Origin of the sequence: Xanthomarina maritima, from assembly GCF_008084905.1 — a bacterium.
In the GTDB taxonomy this organism is placed as follows: domain Bacteria; phylum Bacteroidota; class Bacteroidia; order Flavobacteriales; family Flavobacteriaceae; genus Xanthomarina; species Xanthomarina maritima.
Genome location: NZ_VSFC01000062.1, coordinates 286,088 through 304,653 on the forward strand (window position 1 = coordinate 286,088; position 18,566 = coordinate 304,653).

The window sequence follows — 18,566 nt, forward strand, 5'->3', positions numbered from 1 at the left end:
AATCATTGATTTACCAGGAATTATGGCACAACATAACGAGCTTGGAGAATGGGGAGAACAATTTGCATCTGAATACCTTTTAAAAAAAGGCTATGAGATTTTGGAGCGTAATTATTTTTATGATAAAGCCGAAATAGATATTATTGCTAAAAACAAAGCTAGAGATAGCCTTGTTTGTGTTGAGGTTAAAACCAGAAATTCAGATATGTTTGGAGATCCACAAAGTTTTGTAAGCAAAGGAAAAATCAAACTTCTTGTTAAAGCTATGGATGCTTATGTAACTGAAAATGACATTTCATTAGAAACACGTTTCGATATTATTGCTATAATAAAAAACAAGTCTACAGAAGAACTTACACATTACGAAAATGCGTTTTATCATTTCTAGTTAACAATAGGTTTCAAAACTGCCAAAGCCTGTTTTACAGTTTTAATATTCTCGAAAGTAAGCAATAAACGTAAGCCATTTCTAGTTTGTTTTTCTTTCATTTTACAAGCAGCAGGATGAGATTGTACATATTGTAAAACCTTAGTAAATCCATTGCTTTGATAAAAACCACTTTTCTGGTCGTTAATAAAATAGCCAATCAGCTTGCCTTGTTTCATTACTACTTTTTCAAGTCCCATTTTATTAGCAATCCATTTAATTCGAACACTATTTAATAAGTCGACTACTTGTGTTGGTAATTCACCAAAACGATCTACAATTTCAGTTTCAAATTTTTCAAGCTCTTCTTCGGTTTTTATGTTGTTTAATTGTGTGTAAAGATTTAAACGTTCAGAAATATTATTGACATAATTGTCTGGAAAAAGTAATTCAAAATCGGAATCTATGGTAATATCTTTAACGTATTCTTTTTCTTTTCCATTGTCTTGATATAAATCTTTGAATTCATTTTCTTTTAATTCTTCAATAGCTTCATTTAATATTTTTTGATAGGTATCAAAACCTATATCATTAATAAATCCACTTTGTTCACCACCAAGCAAGTCTCCAGCACCACGAATTTCCAAATCTTTCATAGCAATGTTAAAACCACTTCCAAGCTCAGAAAATTGTTCTAAAGCTGTAATTCGTTTTCTAGCATCATCTGTCATTGCAGAATATTCTGGAGTAATAAAATAACAGAATGCTTTTTTGTTGCTTCGTCCTACACGACCACGCATTTGGTGTAAATCGCTTAAACCAAAATTATTAGCATTATTAATAAAAATGGTGTTGGCATTTGGCACATCCAAACCACTTTCAACAATAGTTGTACTTATTAAAACATCAAATTCACCATTAATAAAAGCCAACATTAAATTTTCGAGTTTTTTGCCTTCCATTTGTCCATGACCAATACCAATTTTGGCATCTGGAACCAAACGTTGAATCATTCCAGCAACTTCCTTGATATTTTCAATGCGATTATGAATAAAGAAAATTTGGCCACCTCGTTGAATTTCGTAAGTAACAGCATCTCTAATTGTTTCTTCAGAAAAACGAATCACGTGACTTTCTATTGGATAACGATTAGGAGGAGGAGTGGTTATAACCGATAAATCTCTTGCAGCCATTAAACTAAATTGAAGCGTTCTTGGAATTGGAGTAGCAGTAAGAGTTAACACATCTACGTGCTCTTTGAGTGTTTTTAGTTTTTCTTTAACTGCAACACCAAATTTTTGTTCTTCATCAACAATCAATAATCCTAAATCTTTAAACTTGACATTTTTATTAACTAATTGATGCGTTCCAATAATGATATCTACGTTTCCTTTTTCCAAACCTTCTAAAGTTTCACGTTTTTCTTTGGCAGTTCTAAAACGGTTTAAATAATCTACAGTAACGGGAAAATCTTTTAAACGTTCTTTAAAAGTCCTGGAATGTTGGTAAGCTAAAATGGTTGTTGGTACTAAAATAGCGACCTGTTTGCTATTATCTACAGCTTTAAAAGCAGCACGAATAGCTACTTCTGTTTTACCGAAACCAACATCGCCACAGACCAATCTATCCATAGGTCTTTCGCTTTCCATATCTGCTTTAATATCTGCAGTTGCTGTGGTTTGGTCAGGCGTGTCTTCATATATAAATGAGGACTCTAATTCCAGTTGCAAATAACTATCTGGACGATATTGATAACCTTTTTCTAGTTTACGTTTGGCATAAACCTGAATCAGGTTAAAAGCAATTTCTTTAACTCTGGATTTAGTTTTTTGTTTCAGATTTTTCCAAGCAGCAGAACCTAATTTGTAGATTTTTGGTGGTTTGCCATCTTTGCCATTAAACTTGGTGATTTTATGTAGCGAGTGGATGCTTAAATAAAGCACATCACGTTCGCCATAAACCAATTTTATAGCTTCTTGTTTTTTACCTTCAACATCAATTTTTTGTAAACCACCAAACTTGCCAATCCCATGATCGATATGTGTAACATAATCTCCAATTTCAAGATTAGTAAGCTCCTTTAAAGTTATGGCTTGTTTTTTAGCATAACCATTTTTTAAATGAAATTTATGGTAACGCTCAAAAATTTGATGGTCTGTATAACAGGCTATTTTAGCATCGTTGTCTATAAACCCTTGATAAAGCGAAAGCACAACGGTTTTGTAGTGTACATCTTCATCTACGTCTTCAAAAATATCATGAAATCGCTTGGCTTGTTGTTCGCTAACACAAGCTATATAATTGGTATAACCATTTTCATGATTGACATTTAAGTTTTCTATTAATAAATTGAATTGTTTATTGAATGAAGGTTGTGGTGTGGTATTAAAAGCAATGATGTTAGATTCTTCACTACGTTCTGAATGACTAAATACGCTTTGCGTTCCAAATTCAACAACTGTATATTCCAATAATTGTTTTTTTAGTAAAGAAGAATTACAGAATAACTCTACAGGTTCTGCATGCTTTATTTCTGATGATAAGTTTTTAAAGGCTTCTATAGCTTTTTCAAAAAAATCATCGATTCTAGAAAATAACAAGTCACTGTTTTTGGTAAAAACCACTGTTTTTGAAGCGATATAATCTAAAAAACTCTGTCTGCTTTCTTCTAAAAATTTGTTGGCAACATTTGGAATGATATTTATTTTCTTGATTTGCTCTGTTGAAAGCTGTGTTTCTACATCGAACGTTCGAATACTATCTACTTCATCGCCAAAAAACTCGATTCTATAAGGTTCATCATGACTAAATGAAAACACATCTACAATACCACCACGAACTGAGAATTCGCCAGGTTCTGTTACAAAATCGACACGTTTAAATTTGTATTCAAACAACACTTCGTTTACAAAATCGATTGATAGTTTGTCGTTAACAGAGACTTTTAAAGTGTTGCGTTCTAATTCTTTTCTGGTAACTACTTTCTCGAACAAAGCATCAGGATAAGTAACTATTATGGCTGGTTTTTTACGAGAATTAATTCGGTTTAAAACTTCAGCTCTTAAAAGTACATTGGCATTATCAGTCTCTTCAATTTGGTAAGGTCTTCTGTAACTTCCAGGATAGAAAAGAACATCTTTATCATTCAATAAAATTTCTAAATCGTTTAAGTAAAATGCAGCTTCTTCTTTATCATTAAAAACAAGAAGAAAAGGCTTGTCTGTTTGCTTAAATGTTTCGCTTAAAACAAAAGAAAGCGATGATCCGATAAGTCCTTTTAAATGTGTTTTACTTTGGGATTTGGCAATAGCAGTTTGCAGATTTTGCGTTTGCAAAGCCTGTGCAAATGTTTGCGAGAAAACAGTTTTACTCAAGACAATTTATTTTAATGAATCGATGATTCTAAGATTTGCAAATATAAAGGTTAGTATTTAAAAATTAGTTGAAATTTTACCTGAAAGCCTCCCTTTATATAAGTTCTAAAAAAAGCAAAATTTATATTTTAAAAGGTAGTATCTTTGTCTATATTTGCACGACTTTTAAAAACAGAAAGATATGTCATTTTTAGATTTATTCGATAGTGGATTTAAACAACGTAACGAAGATCATTTTGCAGCAATTGTTAGAGTTGCTATGGATGATGGAATTATTTCTAATGAAGAAAAAGCGTTTTTAGATCGTTTGGCACGTAACTTAGATATTAGTGAGGAAACTTATAAAGAAATCCTTAAAGATTATAAATCTCATCCTATTAATCCACCTACATCTTATGATAGACGTCTAGAGCGTTTATATGATTTGTCTAGAATGGTTTATGTAGACCATATAAAAGGAGAACATGAAGAAATTGTACTTAGAAAGATTGCAGTTGGATTAGGGTTTTCGCCAGACAATGTTAGATACGTGGTAGATAAAGCATTAACTTTAGTAAGTAATGGTGTAGATTTAGATACATTTACTGAAGAAATAAAAAATATGAATAGATAATAATGAACTATTCATAAATAAAAAAAGCGAGCTATTTAGCTCGCTTTTTTTATGATTATAATTTTTAAGTTATTTAACATCACGCATAAATTCTTCAAGCTTTTCTACCATGTTTTTGCTTCCACAAATAAATGGTACGCGTTGGTGCAGTTCTGTTGGATCAATGTCCATGATTCTGTTAAAGCCATCACTAGCTTTACCATTTGCTTGTTCAGCAAGAAAAGCCATAGGATTACATTCGTATAACAAACGTAATTTCCCATTAGAACTTTTTGAGCTTTTTGGATACATATATATGCCACCTTTTATCATATTTCTATGAAAATCTGAAACCAAAGAACCTATATACCTACTTGTATAAGGTCTATCGCCTTCTTCCATTTGACAATATTTAATATAATTTTTAACTCCTTGTGGAAAATGAATATAATTCCCTTCGTTTACTGAATAAATAGTTCCATCTACAGGAAATTCCATTCTAGGATGTGATAAGTAAAATGTTCCAATTGCAGGATTTAATGTAAATCCGTTAACACCATCACCTGTAGTGTAAACCAACATGGTTGATGTGCCATAAACTACATATCCAGCTGCAACTTGTTGACTTCCTTTTTGAAGAAAATCATCAATCGTTACAGGAGTCCCAACAGGAGTAACACGTCTATAAACCGAAAAAATGGTTCCCACAGACACATTAACATCAATATTTGATGAACCATCTAATGGATCAATCAATACAATATATTTATTTTGGTTGTTTTCGTCTCTACTATTTATGCTTATAAAAGTATCTTCTTCTTCACTTGCAATACCACAAACGATGTTTCTGTTTTTAAGTGTTTGAATAAACTTATCGTTTGCATAAACATCTAGTTTTTGCTGGTCTTCACCTTGAATATTAGTGTCACCTGCAGTGCCAATAATATCAACTAAACCAGCTTTATTAACTTCGTGATTAACCACTTTTGCAGCTAGACGAATGGAATTAATTAGTCGAGATAATTCTCCAGAAGTATATTTAAAAGATGCTTGATTTTCAATTATAAATTCTCCTAAAGTTTGATTTTTTCTTGACATGAAGTTGTATTGTATTGTTAGTAATGCAAATATCGTATTTTTTGACAAACTACCACGTTTTCGAAATAGATAAATAATGCAGAATAGGCAACTTTAAACTATCTTTACGCCAAATTTTTTATATGAAAATTTCCATTAGAAAAGCTAAAAAGAGTGATATGACTGCTGTTCTTAACTTAATTAAAGAATTAGCTGTTTTTGAAAATGAACCAGATGCTGTTGAAGTTTCAGTTGAAGATTTAGAACATGATGGTTTTGGTACTAACCCTCAATTTATTTGTTTTGTTGCAGAAATAGAAAATAAGATTGAAGGAATTGCTTTAGTATACAAAAGATATTCTACTTGGAAAGGATCTGTCTTACATTTAGAAGATTTAATTGTAAGTAAGCATATGAGGGGAAATAATATTGGAACAAAACTTTTAGACGAAGTTGTGAAATATGGACATCAATTAGGTGTAAAGCGAATTAGTTGGGAAGTGTTAGATTGGAATGAATCTGCAATCACATTTTATGAAAATAAAGGAGCCAATGTTATGAGAGATTGGGACGTGGTTCAATTAAACGAAAAAGGAATAAAAACATATTTATCAAAATTATAATGCAAGTATTTAAATTTGGAGGAGCTTCTGTAAAAGATGCTAATGGTGTTAAAAATTTAGTAAACGTTTTAAATATAACGGGATATAAAAACACGCTGGTTGTTGTTTCTGCTATGGGAAAAACAACCAATGCGTTAGAGGTTGTAATTGGTAATTATTTTAAAAATAAAAGTGAATTACAAAGTTCTCTTCAAGAAGTTAAAAAATTTCATAATGCCATTTTATTAGATTTGTTTGAAAACGAACAACATCAAGTTTTTAAAAAAGTAAAAAATCTGTTTAATGAGTTAACCTCATTTTTAAACACCAATAAATCTCCAGATTATAATTTTGTTTACGACCAGGTTATTGGTTTTGGTGAATTAGTATCAACAACTATTATCAGCGAATATTTAAATGATGTAGGATTAAAAAACAACTGGCTAGATGTAAGAGAGTATATTAAAACAGACAATTATTATAGAAGTGCAAATGTTAATTGGGAAGTTACTCAAGAGCAAATTTCAAATCAATTTAAAAAGAAAGTTTTAAATATAACTCAAGGGTTTTTAGGAAGCGATTCTAACAATTTCACAACCACCTTAGGCAGAGAAGGTAGTGATTATACAGCTGCTATTTTTGCCTATTGTTTAAATGCTGAAAGTGTTACCATTTGGAAGGATGTTCCAGGAGTTTTAAATGCCGATCCACGATACTTTGAAAATGCTCAATTAATAAATAAAATTTCTTATCGCGAAGCCATAGAATTAGCATTTTATGGAGCTTCTGTTATTCATCCAAAAACATTACAACCTTTGCAGAGAAAGGAAATTCCATTACATGTAAAGTCTTTTTTAAATCCAGAAAAGAAAGGAACTACTGTTTGTAAGGAAGTTGGTCTAGATCCAGATATTCCTTGTTTTATAGTTAAGAAAAACCAGGTGTTAATTTCATTATCATCCTTAGATTTTTCATATATCGTTGAAGATAATATAAGCGAGATTTTTAAACTCTTGCATTTATACAAAATGAAAGTTGATGTTATACAAAACTCAGCCATTAGCTTTTCTGTTTGTGTCGATAATATATATCAAAATTTAGATCAATTATTACAACATTTAAAAGCAAAATTTAAAGTAACTTGTAATGAAAATGTGTCTCTATATACTATTAGACATTACAACGAAGCAGCTATTATTCAATTAGAAGAAGATAAAGAAGTGCTATTAAAGCAATTAACACAAGAAACTATGCAAGTTGTTACTAAATAAACAATTTCATTACATTTGTATTCATGAGCCACCAACCAAACAAAGGATTAGTAACAGCTAAAGAAGTTTCTAAAGCCATACAATTAGATTCCTATGGTTTTATAGGGACTTTTGTTGGTTGGATACTAATGAAAGTTTTAAAAATATCTACTCTAAATAGCATTTATAATAGAAACAAGCATTTAGAAAAATTAGAATTTTTAAATGGTATTTTAAGTGAGTTTCAAATTAAATTCGAAATTCCTGAAGAAGACTTAAAAAGATTACCAAAAGATGGTGCTTATATAACAGTTTCTAATCATCCACTTGGTGGAATAGATGGCATTTTACTATTAAAATTGATGCTTGAACAGAGAGAAGATTTTAAAATTATAGCCAATTTCCTTTTGCATAGAATCGAGCCACTCAAACCGTACATTATGCCAGTAAATCCTTTTGAAGATAGAAAGGATGTTAAATCTAGTATTACAGGTTTTAAAAATGCCATAAAACATTTACAAGAAGGACATCCATTAGGTGTGTTTCCAGCTGGCGAAGTTTCAACCTATAAAGATGGAAAATTATTAGTAGACAAACCATGGGAAGAATCTGCAATGAAACTTATTAAGAAAGCTGAAGTTCCTGTTGTACCAATTTATTTTCATGCAAAAAATAGTCAGTTATTCTATAAACTATCTAAAATTAGTGATACGTTTAGAACAGCTAAATTACCTTCAGAATTATTAACTCAAAAAAGAAGAGTTATTAAAGTTAGAATTGGAAAACCTATTTCAGTTGCTGACCAAAAGGAGCATCAAAGTTTGGAAGAATTTTCAGAATTTTTAAGAAAGAAAACCTATATGTTATCTAATTCTTTTGATGAAAAAGGAAACTTACTAAGTAATATTTCAACTTCACTTAAAGTTCCAAAACCTCCAAAAAGAATTGTAACTCCAATATCTAAAGACCTCATGAATAAAGAGGTTGAAACCTTAAGGAAAGGAGATTTTAGATTGTTACAAAGTAAAAATTATGAAGTGTTTTTAGCAACATCTAAAGATATTCCTAATATTTTAAGAGAAATTGGAAGGCTTAGAGAAATTACTTTTAGAGAAGTTGGAGAAGGCACAAATGAAGCCATTGATTTAGATACCTTTGACACCTATTATCATCATATGTTTCTTTGGGATAGCGAACAAGAATTAGTAGCTGGTGCTTATAGAATGGGCTTAGGCTCACAAATTTTTGCCAAACATGGCATTGATGGATTTTATTTGCAAGATTTATTTAGGTTCGAACCAGAATTATTTAAAATGATGAGCGAATCTATAGAAATGGGAAGGGCTTTCATTATTAAAGACTACCAACAAAAACCTATGCCATTGTTTTTACTTTGGAAAGGTATTGTACACACAACTTTGCGTTACCCAGAACATAAGTTTTTAATTGGAGGTGTTAGTATTAGTAATCAGTTTTCAAATTTCTCAAAATCGTTAATGATTGAGTTTATGAAATCTCATTATTACGACCCATATATTGCTCAATATGTACATCCCAAAAAGGAATTTAAAGTAAAACTGAAGGATGCAGACAAAGACTTTGTGTTTGATGAAACAGAAGCAGATTTAAACAAGTTTGATAAAATCATCGATGAAGTAGAGCCAGGAGCTTTACGCTTGCCTGTTTTACTTAAAAAATATATCAAACAAAATGCCAAATTGGTAGCTTTTAATGTAGACCCATTGTTTAATAATTCGGTTGATGGCTTGATGTATATTAAAATTGCAGATTTACCAGAAAGCACTGTAAAACCAGTAATGGAAGAGTTTCAAGCTGAATTAGAGCAGAAACTTTCTGAACAAAATGGGGAAACTTAAATTGTATTTATAATGATTTAAACCAATCTTGAAATTGACTTCCTAAAAATGGAATGGGTTTCATTTCTCCACTTAAAGAGCCTACTAAACTAATAATCCATAATATTAAGATTCCAACATTAACAAACCAACCAATAATAGGAACAAAACTTAATATTACAAAGCAAAGCATGATACCTAATACTTGCCTGATATAGTATGAACCAAATTCGCTTTTATTATTATTGTTCATAATAAAAGCTATAATCCAACCAATTATTGTCATGTGAGCAATAATGGCTATGGTTTTGCCATCTTTAAAGCCATCATCATGAAAATCTCGAGTTTTTTCTTGAGTGCCTTTTTCAAAATTTTTATTTTCTTCAGACATGATTTTAATATTTAAAAAATATTATACTAAAGATAATGAAAATTAAGAAGTAACAAATGTTTATTATTGGAAAGCACTATCAATTGGTTCCCAGAGTTCTATTTTGTTGCCATCATTATCAAGTATCCAACCAAATTTTCCATAGTCGTATTCTTCAATTTCTCCAACTATAGTAACACCTTCTTCTTTTAATGCAGCTATTAATTCATGTAAATTTTCAACACGATAATTAAACATAAAGTCTTTTTTCGAAGGATGGTAGTATTTGGTGTCCTCAGCAAATGGACTCCATTGAGTAGAGCAATCTTTACCATCTTTATCTTTCCACCAAAAAGTACAACCATAATCATCTGTGTCAAAACCTAAATGTTTCTTGTACCAATCTTTTGTTGCTTTTAGATTTTTGGTTTTAAAGAATAAACCACCAATTCCTGTAACGCGTTTTTTCATTGAAAATTTATTTTCATTTCCACGAAAGTGGAAATCTTATTATTATTTTTTAATAGCAGATTCATAAATATCGATCCATTCTTCAACAGTCAATTTCTTAGAAAGCTCTGCAATTAGTTCAAAAGGAATATCCTCAACTTTTTTAAATCGAACACAGCTTTTTCCCATATCTAATTTGCGTTTAGAATGTTTTGGGAATTCATTTACAAACCAATCATGAATTTTTGGCACTGCATAAATACCACTATGATATAAATTAATGGAGTTTTTTTGAGAAGCAAAACTCATAAAAGGCAAAGGTTCTTTAGGTGTGCAATGGTATCCATCAGGATAAATACTATGTGGTACAAAATAGCCAATCATGCCATATTGTATGCCTTCTTCGAAGCCTTTAGGGAGATTTGTTTTAATCGTTTTTCTAAGCTTATTTAAGGCTTCTTTGCGTTCTTCTGGAACTTGATTTATGTAGTCTTCTGGAGAATTAGCTTTGTATTGCATGATAATTGTTGGTTTTAATACAAAGACTAAGATATAAAAAGATTACTAAGTTGTTTAATTTCTTATAGTAACAAAAGATTTTATCTTGTTAACTATGGTTTGTGCTAATTTCTCTTTGCTTTCTATAGTCCATCCAGCCACATGTGGTGTTAGAATTACATTGTCTGATTTTATTAAGAATTGAAAAGATTCAGGCATTGTTGAAGAAAACATATCTTCAAAAGAGGATTTTTCATATTCTAACACATCTAAACCAGCACCTAATATTTTGCCAGATTTTAAAGCAGATACCAAATCTTTTGTAACCACACTTTTTCCACGAGCTGTGTTTATTAACCAAAAAGGCTTCATGAAATTATTAATAAATTCCATGTTTATCATATTTCGGGTTAAAAGTGTTTCTGGTGTATGTAGACTAAGAACATCAGCTTCTTGATAAATTACATCTAAGGTAACTTGTTCTGCATGTATGTCTCCAACGTTGGGTTTAATATCGTAACACAACACGTCGACTTCAAAACCATTTAATTTTTTTGCAAATGCTTTTCCCATGTTTCCATAGCCAATAATACCAATGGTTTTTCCATCTAGTTCAATTCCTCTATTGTCTTCACGTTGCCATTTTCCTTCTTTAACTTCTTGGTTTGCTTTATTGAGTTTGTTTAATAGTGAAAGTAACATTCCTAAAGTATGCTCTCCAACAGCATTTCTGTTTCCTTCTGGAGCAGAAATTAAACAGATGTCTTTACTGTCTGCATAATCGCAATCAATATTTTCTAATCCTGCACCAACACGACCTATAAATTTTAAATTTACTGCAGCATCTAAAAATGATTTATCAATAGAAAATCGACTTCTAATTATAATTCCATCATAATCACCTATTTTAGCTTCAACTTCGGTTTTGGATGAGGTATAATCTTCATCATTTTGAAAGCCTAAATCATTAAGTTGATTTATTAAGAGTGGATGATTGGTATCAAGGTGAAGGATTTTCATGCTTATTTCCTGTGAAAGCAGGAATCTTTTTTAAGTTTAGATAAAAGTAATAGTTATGAGATACTGAAACAAGTTCAGTATGACAAAAAATTAATTATTTAGAACATTTATATTTTTGGATAATGTGTTTGTGTTTTTTCGTGTTGAACAGTTCCAGTATGTGCTATACTTAGTTTTTCAAAAAGAAGCACTTGAACTTCTTTATTATTCTTTGTCATTGGGTTGTGCTCTACACCTTTTGGAACGACAATAATTTCGCCTTGTTTGACAACTTCAGTTCGGTCTCTAAATTGCATATATAGTGTGCCTTTTATAACTTGAAACAGTTCGTCTTCATTGTCATGACTATGCCAAACAAATTCACCTTTAAGCTTTGCTAAAATTACCTGCATATTATCAACCACAGCAATTTGTTGAGGATGCCAGTTTTTATTAAATTTCGAAAATTTATCTTTGATATTTATTGCATTCATACTGTAAATGTACAAAAGCTAATACATTAAAAGCCAATTATTAATCCTGAAAGAACAAAGAATAAATAGATTCCAAGAATGTCATTACTTGTTGTTATAAAAGGTCCAGTTGCTATGGCTGGATCGATGCCACGTTTGTCTAAAACTATTGGTACAAAGGTTCCAACAAGAGCAGCAACAACTATAACAGACATCATAGAAGCAGCAATGGCAATGCTTTCTATAAGTTCTTGATTTATAATAAAACCAAAAAGAATGACCAAAACGGCTAATGCTAAGCCATTAATTAAGCTAAGACCTATTTCTTTAAAAAGTCTGCTCGCAATGCTTCCTTTAACATTATCGTTTGCAAGACCTTGAACTATAATAGCACTAGATTGAACACCAACATTTCCTGCCATGGCAGCAATTAAAGGTGTATAGAAAAATAAAGAAGGTACGGTTTCCATGACATTTTCGAAACCTTTCATTATAAAGACACTTCCTAAACCACCAAAAAGGCCTAAAACTAACCATGGTAATCGAGCTTTGGTGAGCTCTAGAATACTGTCATCTGCTTCAACATCTTGAGTAATACCTGCAGCTAATTGGTAATCTTTGTCTGCTTCTTCTTTCATGACATCTACAATGTCATCAATTGTAATTCTTCCTAATAAAATTTGATTGTTATCAACTACTGGAATGGCTTCTAAATCGTATTTCTGCATCACTTTTGCCACTTCTTCAACATCGTCGTTTACATATACATAATCGACACTTGAAATGTAGATGTCTGCAATTTTTTGATCGCTCTTGGCAACAATTAAATCTTTTAAAGATAAACGGCCAACTAGCTTATTTTGTTTATTTACCACGTAAATAGAGTGAACTCTGGTAACATCTTTGGCTTGGCCTCTAATTCTACGTAAACAACCAGCAACTGTCCATGTTTCATAAACTTTTACAAGTTCTTTAGCCATAAGTCCACCTGCAGTATCCTCATCGTAAGCTAAAAGTTCTGTAATTTCTGCTTTGTGCTCTTCGTCTTCAATTTGAGAGATTACTTCTGCTTGTCGATCTTCAGGTAATTCAGCAATAATATCTGCAGCATCATCTGTGTCTAATTCTTCAATTTCTTCAGCAATCTCTTTGGCAGAAAGGTTTCTTAATATTTTTTCTCGATTGTCTTCATCGAGTTCCATTAAAATATCAGAAGTAGTTTCAGAATCTAATAATTTAATAACATACACGGCTTCTTCTAGATCTAGTTCATCTAAAATTTCGGCTATATCTGCATAATGATACTCTTTAAGAAGTAATTGCAATTCCTTATCGTTTTTCATTTCAATAAGAAATTGAACTTGTTCTATAAGTTCATCTGTTAGCTCAAACTGTATGTTATCGTTTTCTTCTGACAATGGATTTAGTTATTTATATCGTTTTCAATTAAGATGGTTAGTTCAATAAATTGCGAAACACTTAATTGTTCTGGACGCATTCCAAAGATACTATCTTCTCTTAAATTATCGCTTAAATTCAAAGTTTTTAAACTGTTACGAAGTGTTTTTCTTCTTTGCTGAAAAGCTGTTTTAACCACTTTAAATAATAGATTTTCATTACAAGAAAGTACGTAATTTTCTTTTCTTTTTAATAATAACACACCCGAATCTACTTTTGGTGGTGGATTAAAAACAGTAGGATGAACAGTAAATAAATATTCGGCATCATAAAAGGCTTGAGTTAGTACAGATAAAATTCCATAAACTTTACTTCCTTCTTTAGAACAAATGCGTTGTGCTACTTCTTTTTGGAACATGCCAGAAAATTCAGGAATTTGATCTCGCATTTCTAATGTTTTAAAAACAATTTGTGAGGATATATTATAAGGATAATTACCAATTATAGCAAAAGGTTCGTTTTTGAAAACCTGATTTAAATTGTATTTAAGAAAATCTTGTTCTATAACTCGATTGGCTAAAGTTAAATAGTTGTTTTTAAGATATTCTACAGATTCTGTATCAATTTCTATTACATGTGTGGTGACATCTTTTTTTAGAAGATATTTTGTAAGAACTCCCATTCCTGGACCAATTTCGAGCACATGATTATAGCCTTTAAACGATAAGGAATTTGCTATTTTTTCAGCAATAGATTCATCGTTTAAAAAGTGTTGTCCTAAATGTTTTTTTGCTTTTACTTGATGGTCTTTAGACACAGTATTTCTTTTTTATTATTATTTAAAAGTAACTGAATATTCATCTACAATTTGAAGTTCTGTTCTAAAAGCAAGCATTTTGTCTGCAAACTTTTTTAAGCCTTCTGCTTTCAATTTTTCGGCATCTTCTTTATAATATGCATTTAAAGCTTCGCGTGAATAAGATCTATATTGTACAGAGTATGTATGGCCACCAAGATCTTCTTCAACTAATACTTTACTAAGTGTTGCTTTTTCAAATTTACCAGTTGCTAATACTTGTGGAATATGCTCTTTTATCCATTGAAGCCATTCATCATGGATGCTTTCGTCAATGTTTACTGTAACGTTATATATAATCATATTAAAAATAATAAGGACTTAAAGTATTAAGTGCTTAAAGCTGATTGTTATTAAAGTGTTTTTGCAAATAACAGAAGTTCTTCGTCATCTTCAAAGGGTTTGGTTCTTTTTTCAAAAGATAAGCCTAATTTTTCTAATAACTTAATAGAATTTGTATTAGTTGGTAATGTTATAGCAAAGATTTTATCAAGTTTGAATTTATTTTTAGCTAATTTTAAAATAGCCTCTGAAGATTCAAAACCAAAGCCTCTACCTTCATAGTCTGGTAACAAGGCAAAGCCAATATCAACATGCTCTAATTGCTCTCTTTTTACAAGACCACATGTGCCAATAGATTTATTGTTTTCTTCTTTAAGCTGAAGTTTATAGAATCCAAAACCAAAATCTTTATAACTTTTAATGGTTCCATTACTTAAGTAAGTTTTAGTATTAGTAACAGTTTTAAGGTTTCTGTCTCCAATATATTTTTTAAAATTTGGAGTATTAACTAATTCTAAAAAGAATTGAGCATCATCTAAAGTAATTTTTGAAATAATAAGTCGCGTTGTTTCAGCAATTTTCATAAAACTTTAATTAATTGTATCGCCACGAAGGGATCTGAAATTATTTCTTGAATCGACAAAATAGATGCTATCTTCATACTCAAATACTATTTTTTCGTAAAGTTCTTTAGCTTTTTCAGGTTGTTCTAGTTTTTTATAATAAAGTTCTGCTAAATAAAAATAAGCATCGTCGGCAAGAATATCATCGCTATAATTTGTTATTATATTTAAATAATTTTCTTCTGCTTTATGATAATTTTCTTCTTTATAATATAATTGTGCCTGTTTAAATAAAGCTTGGTCTTCTATACTTTCGCCTTTATGCTTGTTTAATATTTGATCTAATAATAGTATAGCTTGATCTGTTTTATTTTGAAAAGCCATTAAATCTGCTTTGGCATAAAGTTTTAAACCTGCCTGTGTCGAGTCTTCAAATTTATTATCTGTTATTAAAAGCATTAGTTCTAAAGCATCATTTGCAATAAGCTGAGACGTTGAAGATTTAAGAATTTTTAATTGAGATTCTGCCCATTGAAAATCTCCTTTATAATAACTTGTTTTTGCCACCTTAAAACGCGCTTCTTGAGAAAGTGTGCTATTTTTTAAATTACGTTGAATTTGAGAATAATAAATTAATGCTTCGTTAAATTTTTCTTGTAACACTAAAATGTCTCCTAGTTCCAATTTCGCTTCTGCTTCTTGAAAAGAAGACAGAGGAAGTTCTAAAGTTTGTTTTAAGAATGAAATAGCCTCATTAGGATTATGCATAAAGAATGCTAAAAAATGTGCATAAGATTTTTGAATGTAAAATGTTTGGGTAAATTTTCCGTAGGTATTAAAAATCTCCTGATATTGCTTATCTATATCATTATATTCAGATTCTGATACTATTAATACTTTAATTTCTATTAAGTAGTAAATTGCATTAAGTTTGGTTTCTAAATCTTGTGCCGTGTCCGTAATGTATGAAAAAATAGAAATTGCAGTTTGTGCTTCTTGGTCATTTAAGGCAATATGTGCCAATTCTTCAATCCTATTTAAACTCTCAGGTTGTCTATAGAAAATGGCTTTTTCTTGTGCAAAAGCTTTAGAATAATCTTTTTGTTGCACAAAAAGCCAGCTTAACATTTCATTCCACATTAAGTTTGGTTCTTGCTGAATTTTTTTCAGAAGAATTCGTTTTAAAATGAGGTTGTTTTCGTTTTCACTATTTTCACTAATAAAATCGCTAAATGCTCTTTTTATAGTATTTAGATAGGTGTCGTTTAACTCAACAAAATTTAAATAACTATCAAACATTTTCTCAATGTTTCCTTGATCTCCATAAATTCTAGCTAGCTGGATATTAAAATTTAAGTCAGGTTTTAGTAGCATGGCTTTCTCGTAAGATGTAATTGCCTGATCCAATAAGGATCTGTCTTCAAAAGTTTTACCAATTATAAAGACATAATTTGGATTTTCATCAAGTGTTGCAATAGCATCATTGTAATATTTATTGGCATTTGCTAAATCGTTTTTTAACTGATAATTATAACCTAACTCTATAAGAAGAGGAGGATAATTAATTCGTGACATTTGATTTAATAAAAGTGTTTCAGCTTGATCTAACTGCTCTAATTGTTGATGAGATTTTACTAACTGAAGGAGATAAGTATTGTTGTTTGGAGTTTTGTTATAAAGGCTTTGGTAAGTAAGAAGTGCTTTTTCAAAGTCTCCATTTTTAAAATATTCTGATGCAACAAGATCTTCTTGAGAGAAGGCATGGAAGCAAAAGAAAAATGATAATATAAATAAAAACCTCATAGCATAACTTTATGTAAATATAATAAATGTGCTTTGTAGAAAGTGTAAATGTTATTATAAAAAAAATGCCTGAAGGTTATTCAGGCATTTTACCAACCAAAATAAATGTGCTATTAATCTTGTTTTATTTAACATGATTCAAATACTCGATTGGGACAAATCGTACTAAATCAAATTGATTTATTCTGTTGCAACAACAGTAATGTTATTATTTTCAAATTTAGGTAATTCGAAATCTGAAAATAAGACTTTACTAGCCAAAACAATTAAAGCAATAAGTAGAAAAATACGTTTTACATTTTTCATTTATAAGTAGGTTTCTGTTTAGGAGGTACTAACTTGAAAAAAATAAATTAATAATCAAAGAAAAACGCTAAAAAATCGTTGAACAACGTTATATTTTAGCGTTTCATCGATAAAATAAGAAATATCCTACAGAAATATAACTAATTAATTTATTATTTTAAATCCAGTATAAGGGACTAAAACATCTGGAATTACAATGCCATCTTTAGTTTGATAATTCTCTAAAATTCCGGCTAGAACTCTTGGTAAAGCTAAAGAACTTCCATTTAACGTGTGAGCTAATTCGTTTTTACCATCATTATTTTTAAATCGAAGTTTTAGTCTGTTTGCTTGAAAAGTTTCAAAATTAGAAACAGAAGATATTTCTAACCAACGGTCTTGAGCAGTTGAAAATACTTCAAAATCGAATGTTAATGCTGAAGTAAAACCTATATCTCCACCACAAAGTCTTAAAATTCTATAAGGTAATTTTAGCTCTTTAAGTATGTGTTTTACATGCTCTACCATTTCGTCTAAAGCTTGATAAGAACGATTAGGATGTTCCACTCTTAAAATTTCAACTTTGTCAAATTGGTGCAATCTGTTTAACCCTCTTACATGAGCTCCATAGCTTCCAGCTTCACGTCTAAAGCAAGGTGTGTAGCCAGTGATTCCAATTGGTAAATCAGATTCATTTAATATTACATCTCTAAAAATGTTTGTACCAGGAACTTCTGCAGTAGGAATTAAATATAAGTTATCTTCTGTAACATGATACATTTGTCCTTCTTTATCTGGAAGTTGTCCTGTACCAAAGCCTGAAGCTTCGTTAACTAAATGTGGTAATTGATATTCTGTATAACCAGCTGCTGTATTTTTATCTAGGAAATAAGCTATTAAGGCACGTTGTAATTTGGCACCTTTGCCTTTGTAAACAGGGAATCCAGCTCCAGTAATTTTGTTACCAAGTTCGAAATCAATAATGTCGTATTTTTTTGCTAACTCCCAATGTGGTAGTGCTTCATTGTCTAGTGTTGGAATGGTTCCTTCGCTAAAAACTATTTCGTTATCTTCTTCTGTAGTTCCTTTAACGACTGAAGTATGTGGTACATTTGGAATTTTATATAACAACTGATTTAATGCTTCAACTTTTTCGTTAAGAGTTTCTGTTAACGTTTTAGTTATTTCTTTAAGTTCTGTTGTTTTTTCTTTTAACACATTTGCTTCAGAAGCTTTACCAGATTTGTACAAATTCCCAATTTCTTTAGATAAACTATTCGATTCTGCTAATGCATTGTCTAATAAAGTTTGCGTTTGTCTTCTGTCTTCATCTAAAGAAATAACCTCGTCAATCATTAGAGTAGCATCTATATTTCTAACGGCTAATCTTTTGATAACTTCTTCTTTGTTTTCTCTAATAAAAGGTACTTGTAACATGTATTAAAAATTTAAGCGACAAATTTAAGGAATT

General features: G+C 30.5%; 19 protein-coding genes. 5 read left to right on the forward strand and 14 right to left on the reverse strand.

What is annotated here, in order from left to right:
* The first annotated feature begins 22 nt into the window (after positions 1-22).
* The gene (locus FVF61_RS13665) at positions 23-388 is read left to right on the forward strand and encodes a YraN family protein (protein ID WP_148457345.1); all 366 of its coding nucleotides are present in this window, start codon (positions 23-25) and stop codon (positions 386-388) included.
* Here FVF61_RS13665 and mfd read toward each other — a convergent pair.
* Positions 385-3,741, reverse strand: coding sequence for a transcription-repair coupling factor (gene mfd / locus FVF61_RS13670; RefSeq protein WP_148457347.1), 3,357 nt, complete (start codon positions 3,739-3,741; stop codon positions 385-387). The two genes, FVF61_RS13665 and mfd, sit on opposite strands and share 4 nt — an antisense overlap.
* A gap of 181 nt (positions 3,742-3,922) precedes the next feature.
* Between mfd and FVF61_RS13675 the strand changes: the two genes are divergently transcribed.
* Positions 3,923-4,354 (forward strand): TerB family tellurite resistance protein, encoded by a 432-nt coding sequence (locus FVF61_RS13675; RefSeq protein ID WP_148457349.1) that lies wholly within the window; start codon positions 3,923-3,925, stop codon positions 4,352-4,354.
* Between the two features lie 69 nt (positions 4,355-4,423).
* Here the strand turns inward: FVF61_RS13675 and fbp are convergent, their stop codons facing one another.
* Positions 4,424-5,431 carry a class 1 fructose-bisphosphatase gene (gene fbp, locus FVF61_RS13680; RefSeq protein WP_148457351.1) on the reverse strand — a complete coding sequence of 336 codons (1,008 nt, stop codon included), beginning with the start codon at positions 5,429-5,431 and terminating at the stop codon, positions 4,424-4,426.
* Positions 5,432-5,553: 122 nt separating this feature from the next.
* On the opposite strand from fbp, the gene FVF61_RS13685 reads away from it, so the two are divergent.
* The 3 genes from FVF61_RS13685 to FVF61_RS13695 are packed head-to-tail and all read left to right on the forward strand — an operon-like array spanning position 5,554 to position 9,139.
* Positions 5,554-6,033: a GNAT family N-acetyltransferase gene (locus tag FVF61_RS13685; protein WP_148457353.1), complete on the forward strand. Its 480-nt coding sequence runs from the start codon at positions 5,554-5,556 to the stop codon at positions 6,031-6,033.
* On the forward strand, positions 6,033-7,283 hold the full coding sequence (locus FVF61_RS13690) for an aspartate kinase (RefSeq protein WP_148457355.1): 1,251 nt from the start codon (positions 6,033-6,035) through the stop codon (positions 7,281-7,283). The genes FVF61_RS13685 and FVF61_RS13690 overlap by 1 nt, the downstream gene beginning before the upstream one ends.
* A 23-nt stretch (positions 7,284-7,306) precedes the next feature.
* The gene (locus FVF61_RS13695) at positions 7,307-9,139 is read left to right on the forward strand and encodes a GNAT family N-acyltransferase (RefSeq protein ID WP_148457357.1); all 1,833 of its coding nucleotides are present in this window, start codon (positions 7,307-7,309) and stop codon (positions 9,137-9,139) included.
* A gap of 7 nt (positions 9,140-9,146) precedes the next feature.
* On the opposite strand, the gene FVF61_RS13700 is transcribed toward FVF61_RS13695, so the two are convergent.
* From FVF61_RS13700 to serS, 12 genes are all read right to left on the reverse strand, one after another.
* Positions 9,147-9,509 (reverse strand): DUF4870 domain-containing protein, encoded by a 363-nt coding sequence (locus FVF61_RS13700; protein ID WP_148457359.1) that lies wholly within the window; start codon positions 9,507-9,509, stop codon positions 9,147-9,149.
* Positions 9,510-9,572: 63 nt separating this feature from the next.
* Positions 9,573-9,959 carry a VOC family protein gene (locus FVF61_RS13705; RefSeq protein WP_148457361.1) on the reverse strand — a complete coding sequence of 129 codons (387 nt, stop codon included), beginning with the start codon at positions 9,957-9,959 and terminating at the stop codon, positions 9,573-9,575.
* A gap of 42 nt (positions 9,960-10,001) precedes the next feature.
* Positions 10,002-10,457, reverse strand: coding sequence for a DUF1801 domain-containing protein (locus FVF61_RS13710; protein ID WP_148457363.1), 456 nt, complete (start codon positions 10,455-10,457; stop codon positions 10,002-10,004).
* Positions 10,458-10,511: 54 nt separating this feature from the next.
* Positions 10,512-11,456 carry a 2-hydroxyacid dehydrogenase gene (locus FVF61_RS13715; RefSeq protein ID WP_148457365.1) on the reverse strand — a complete coding sequence of 315 codons (945 nt, stop codon included), beginning with the start codon at positions 11,454-11,456 and terminating at the stop codon, positions 10,512-10,514.
* A gap of 107 nt (positions 11,457-11,563) precedes the next feature.
* Positions 11,564-11,929 carry a cupin domain-containing protein gene (locus tag FVF61_RS13720; RefSeq protein ID WP_148457367.1) on the reverse strand — a complete coding sequence of 122 codons (366 nt, stop codon included), beginning with the start codon at positions 11,927-11,929 and terminating at the stop codon, positions 11,564-11,566.
* Positions 11,930-11,955: 26 nt separating this feature from the next.
* Entirely contained in the window at positions 11,956-13,305 is a 1,350-nt protein-coding gene (gene mgtE, locus FVF61_RS13725; RefSeq protein ID WP_148457545.1) for a magnesium transporter, read from the reverse strand.
* 26 nt (positions 13,306-13,331) lie between these two features.
* A complete protein-coding gene (gene rsmA, locus FVF61_RS13730; protein ID WP_148457369.1) occupies positions 13,332-14,123 on the reverse strand; it encodes a 16S rRNA (adenine(1518)-N(6)/adenine(1519)-N(6))-dimethyltransferase RsmA in 792 nt (263 codons plus the stop codon).
* 18 nt (positions 14,124-14,141) lie between these two features.
* Complete coding sequence (locus FVF61_RS13735) at positions 14,142-14,465, reverse strand: DUF4286 family protein (protein ID WP_148457371.1); 324 nt, start codon at positions 14,463-14,465, stop codon at positions 14,142-14,144.
* A 50-nt stretch (positions 14,466-14,515) separates the two neighbouring features.
* Entirely contained in the window at positions 14,516-15,028 is a 513-nt protein-coding gene (locus FVF61_RS13740) for a GNAT family N-acetyltransferase (protein ID WP_148457373.1), read from the reverse strand.
* 6 nt (positions 15,029-15,034) lie between these two features.
* On the reverse strand, positions 15,035-16,810 hold the full coding sequence (locus FVF61_RS13745) for a tetratricopeptide repeat protein (RefSeq protein ID WP_148457375.1): 1,776 nt from the start codon (positions 16,808-16,810) through the stop codon (positions 15,035-15,037).
* A 180-nt stretch (positions 16,811-16,990) separates the two neighbouring features.
* Positions 16,991-17,116 (reverse strand): hypothetical protein, encoded by a 126-nt coding sequence (locus FVF61_RS14420; RefSeq protein ID WP_262712027.1) that lies wholly within the window; start codon positions 17,114-17,116, stop codon positions 16,991-16,993.
* Positions 17,117-17,260: 144 nt separating this feature from the next.
* Entirely contained in the window at positions 17,261-18,532 is a 1,272-nt protein-coding gene (serS, locus tag FVF61_RS13750) for a serine--tRNA ligase (RefSeq protein ID WP_148457377.1), read from the reverse strand.
* Positions 18,533-18,566 lie beyond the last annotated feature (34 nt).

What these genes read in the sequence shown, in the direction of transcription:
- FVF61_RS13665 (WP_148457345.1), top strand. Translation starts at nt 23, where the DNA reads ATGGCACAACATAACGAGCTTGGAGAATGGGGAGAACAATTTGCATCT.
- FVF61_RS13675 (WP_148457349.1), top strand. Translation starts at nt 3,923, where the DNA reads ATGTCATTTTTAGATTTATTCGATAGTGGATTTAAACAACGTAACGAA.
- fbp (WP_148457351.1), bottom strand. Translation starts at nt 5,431, where the DNA reads ATGTCAAGAAAAAATCAAACTTTAGGAGAATTTATAATTGAAAATCAA.
- FVF61_RS13685 (WP_148457353.1), top strand. Translation starts at nt 5,554, where the DNA reads ATGAAAATTTCCATTAGAAAAGCTAAAAAGAGTGATATGACTGCTGTT.
- FVF61_RS13690 (WP_148457355.1), top strand. Translation starts at nt 6,033, where the DNA reads ATGCAAGTATTTAAATTTGGAGGAGCTTCTGTAAAAGATGCTAATGGT.
- FVF61_RS13695 (WP_148457357.1), top strand. Translation starts at nt 7,307, where the DNA reads ATGAGCCACCAACCAAACAAAGGATTAGTAACAGCTAAAGAAGTTTCT.
- FVF61_RS13700 (WP_148457359.1), bottom strand. Translation starts at nt 9,509, where the DNA reads ATGTCTGAAGAAAATAAAAATTTTGAAAAAGGCACTCAAGAAAAAACT.
- FVF61_RS13705 (WP_148457361.1), bottom strand. Translation starts at nt 9,959, where the DNA reads ATGAAAAAACGCGTTACAGGAATTGGTGGTTTATTCTTTAAAACCAAA.
- FVF61_RS13710 (WP_148457363.1), bottom strand. Translation starts at nt 10,457, where the DNA reads ATGCAATACAAAGCTAATTCTCCAGAAGACTACATAAATCAAGTTCCA.
- FVF61_RS13715 (WP_148457365.1), bottom strand. Translation starts at nt 11,456, where the DNA reads ATGAAAATCCTTCACCTTGATACCAATCATCCACTCTTAATAAATCAA.
- FVF61_RS13720 (WP_148457367.1), bottom strand. Translation starts at nt 11,929, where the DNA reads ATGAATGCAATAAATATCAAAGATAAATTTTCGAAATTTAATAAAAAC.
- FVF61_RS13735 (WP_148457371.1), bottom strand. Translation starts at nt 14,465, where the DNA reads ATGATTATATATAACGTTACAGTAAACATTGACGAAAGCATCCATGAT.
- FVF61_RS13740 (WP_148457373.1), bottom strand. Translation starts at nt 15,028, where the DNA reads ATGAAAATTGCTGAAACAACGCGACTTATTATTTCAAAAATTACTTTA.
- FVF61_RS13745 (WP_148457375.1), bottom strand. Translation starts at nt 16,810, where the DNA reads ATGAGGTTTTTATTTATATTATCATTTTTCTTTTGCTTCCATGCCTTC.
- FVF61_RS14420 (WP_262712027.1), bottom strand. Translation starts at nt 17,116, where the DNA reads ATGAAAAATGTAAAACGTATTTTTCTACTTATTGCTTTAATTGTTTTG.
- serS (WP_148457377.1), bottom strand. Translation starts at nt 18,532, where the DNA reads ATGTTACAAGTACCTTTTATTAGAGAAAACAAAGAAGAAGTTATCAAA.